The 2,870-nt window shown below is 64.9% G+C and carries 4 protein-coding genes; 3 read left to right on the top strand and 1 reads right to left on the bottom strand.

The features are described 5' to 3' along the window. From HP499_RS22985 to HP499_RS22975, 3 genes are all read left to right on the top strand, one after another. Positions 1-304, top strand: a 304-nt coding sequence (locus tag HP499_RS22985; RefSeq protein ID WP_172326378.1) for a glycosyltransferase, incomplete at its 5' end; no start/stop codon positions are given. Then, positions 301-1,719, top strand: coding sequence for a UDP-glucose/GDP-mannose dehydrogenase family protein (locus HP499_RS22980; protein ID WP_253951760.1), 1,419 nt, complete (start codon positions 301-303; stop codon positions 1,717-1,719). The genes HP499_RS22985 and HP499_RS22980, both read left to right, overlap by 4 nt. Before the next feature lie 21 nt (positions 1,720-1,740). After that, positions 1,741-2,523 carry a tyrosine-protein phosphatase gene (locus HP499_RS22975; RefSeq protein ID WP_172326377.1) on the top strand — a complete coding sequence of 261 codons (783 nt, stop codon included), beginning with the start codon at positions 1,741-1,743 and terminating at the stop codon, positions 2,521-2,523. Here the strand turns inward: HP499_RS22975 and HP499_RS22970 are convergent. After that, a partial coding sequence (locus HP499_RS22970) for a hypothetical protein (protein WP_172326376.1) occupies positions 2,486-2,870 on the bottom strand: 385 nt, incomplete at its 5' end. The two genes, HP499_RS22975 and HP499_RS22970, sit on opposite strands and share 38 nt — an antisense overlap.

Here is a 2,870-nt window from a genome sequence, read left to right as displayed (position 1 = left end):
GGCATCGGGCGTTCCGGTGGTGGCGACCGGCCGTGGCGGTCCTCTGGATCTCGTAGAAAACTCCCGCACCGGCTGGCTGTACGAGCCCGGGAACCTCACCCAGTTGCGCGGCTACGTCCAGGACCTGACGGGCGACGACGCCAAGCGCCGCGCGTTCGCCACGGCAGCAACCGCCTCGGTCCAGGGGCGGACGTGGCCTGTGCTCAGCGCCGACCTGGTGCGGCATTACACCGAAGTCATCGCCTCCTCCGCCCGTGAAAACGGGCCCACAGAACTCACCTCAAGCAAAGGACCCACCTCATGAAGATTTCCGTGATCGGCTGCGGCTACCTCGGCGCAGTCCACGCAGCAACGCTCGCTTCGATGGGCCACAACGTGGTGGGCATCGACGTCGATACCTCCAAGGTGGAGCAGCTCAACAAGGCTGTGGCCCCCTTCCACGAGCCGGGTCTGGACGAGCTCCTCCAGGACGGCCGCACCACAGGCCGGCTCGTGTTCACCACGGATTTCTCCGCTGCAGCTGATGCGCAGGTGCACTTCCTCTGCGTGGGTACCCCGCAGTCCAAGACGTCGGACACGGCCGACCTCTCCTACCTCATGGGCGCCACGAAGAGCCTCCTACCCCACCTGGCCAAGGGTGCCGCCGTCGTGGGTAAATCCACGGTGCCGGTAGGCACGGTGGAAACGCTCCGCGCGATCCTGGCCCGACGCTCGGACGTCCTGCTCGGTTGGAACCCTGAGTTCCTGCGCCAAGGCACGGCGGTCAAGGATTCGCTGGTCCCTGACCGGCTGGTTTACGGCGTCCCGGGTGGCAAGGGTGCCGCGGCCGGCGCCCCAGTTACTGCCGTGCTGGATGCGGTGTACGAGCCCCTGATCAGCGCCGGAATTCCGCGCCTCGTCTGCAACTTCGCGACGGCGGAACTCATCAAGTCGGCGTCGAACGCGTTCCTGGCAACGAAGGTCAGCTTCATCAATGCGATGGCCGAGCTGTGCGACGCATCGGGCGCTGACGTGAGCCAACTCAGCGAAGCGATGGGCTTGGACCCGCGCATCGGCAACCGATACCTGCATGCCGGGTTGGGGTTCGGCGGTGGCTGCCTGCCCAAGGACATCCGGTCGTTCCGCGCACAGGCACGCGAACTTTCGGTGCCGTCCGTGGATGAATGGATGGCCTTGGTTGATTCGGTGAACCTGGACCAACGATCCCGCGCCGTGGAGGTGGCCCGCGAGATGTGCCGCGGCTTCCTGTCCGGCCGCACGGTGACCATCCTCGGCGCAGCCTTCAAGCCCGACACCGACGACATCCGCGACTCCCCCGCCTTGGACGTTGCCCAGCAACTCGCCGCCGCGGGCGCTCACGTCACCGTCACCGACCCCAAAGCCATCAACAACGCCTGGATCCGCTACCCGCAAATCCGCTTCGAAGCCGACACCAAACGCGCCCTCGAAGGCGCCGAACTGGTGCTGCTGCTCACCGAATGGGACGAATACGTCGCGCTGTCGCCTTCCGTTGTGGGGTCACTCGTACGACGCCGGATGGTGCTGGACGCTCGGAACGTCCTGGATGCTGAGGCCTGGCGGAGTGCGGGGTGGACGGTCCGCGGGTTGGGGACGGGGGCTTCGGTTGTGGCTGGCGAGGGTGGCGGGGCTGGGGTAGCTGCGGCGGGGCGTTCGGGCGGCGTGGGGCGTGCCGTTGGGAAGAAGCACGCGCGGGCGTAAGTCCCTTGCTTTACTGGGGGCATGGAAGAGGCTGCAGGAAAGGACCGCACCCTCAGAGCCGAGGGTCTGGTCAACGCGCGCGATCTCGGCGGATTGGAACGCGTTGACGGCACGCTGACGCCGAGCGGAGTGTTATTCCGCAGCGACAACGTGGACCGGATCAGCCCCGACGGATGGCAGCAAGTGCACGAGGCCGGGATCCGTACCGTCGTAGATCTTCGCCAACCGGGTGAACGCCAGAAAGACACCCAGAAACGTCCAACCTGGCTCACCACCATCAACGTGGACCTCGATGGCCTTGAGAACACTGGTTTCTGGGCGGACTACTGGAACAACGGTTTGGTGGGCACCGCCATGTACTTCGTGCCCCACCTCAATGAGATGCCCGAACGAGCGGGCGCTGCTGTCTCGGCCATAGTCAACGCACCGCCGGGCGGTGTCCTCTTTCACTGCATGGGCGGCAGGGACAGGACCGGCATCATTGCCATGATTCTGCTTTCGGCCGTGAATGCCGGTACGGAGGAGATCGTTGACGATTACCTCGAAACGGTCCGGTTGGGCGATACCAGAGCAGCCAGCGACAACAGGAACAATGCCGAATCTCTACTGAACGAACTCTGCGAGCGCCACGGAACCACCACGGAAGGTGCCTTCCGAACGGCTTTGGCTGGCTTCGACCTCCCCGGCTTCATCAAGGCAGCTGGCCTCTCCGAAAGTGACCGCGCCGCTCTAGCCACCTGGCGCGGCAGCGTCGTAGAGACCGGAGTCAGTCCATCCGGCTCTGAACCTCCAAAAGGAACTTGACGCCTGCGTCGGACAACTTCTCATTCATCCGCACCCAACCTGGGCGTTCCCATAGCTCCAGTCGGTGCAGGTTACGTGTGACGTCGTAGTAGAGGTCGCTCGCCCAAGACAGAGGAATCTCGCCACCCGTCCGGGTTCTCAAACCGCCGTGGTGAAGGGCGGCCTGGACCACTTGGTCCCGAAGATTGTAGGGCGGCTCGTCGCCAGTCAGCTCCCAATGAACGAACAGGGGCGTTGCCAAGCGTTCCGCATCGCTGCCTGGGTTCGCGAACTGGTCTGCCAGGAAATCCCACAGGGCTTCGGGATCCCCGGCCAGTTTCCGTCCTCTGGGCGTGAGGAGCAGCTTG

The organism is Paenarthrobacter sp. CM16 (assembly GCF_013179505.1).
Taxonomy (GTDB): Bacteria; Actinomycetota; Actinomycetes; order Actinomycetales; family Micrococcaceae; genus Arthrobacter.
This window is presented reverse-complemented; position numbering and strand designations above follow the sequence as displayed.

Excerpts from the sequence above, each read along its gene's own strand:
- HP499_RS22980 (WP_253951760.1), top strand. The coding sequence starts at position 301 with ATGAAGATTTCCGTGATCGGCTGCGGCTACCTCGGCGCAGTCCACGCA.
- HP499_RS22975 (WP_172326377.1), top strand. The coding sequence starts at position 1,741 with ATGGAAGAGGCTGCAGGAAAGGACCGCACCCTCAGAGCCGAGGGTCTG.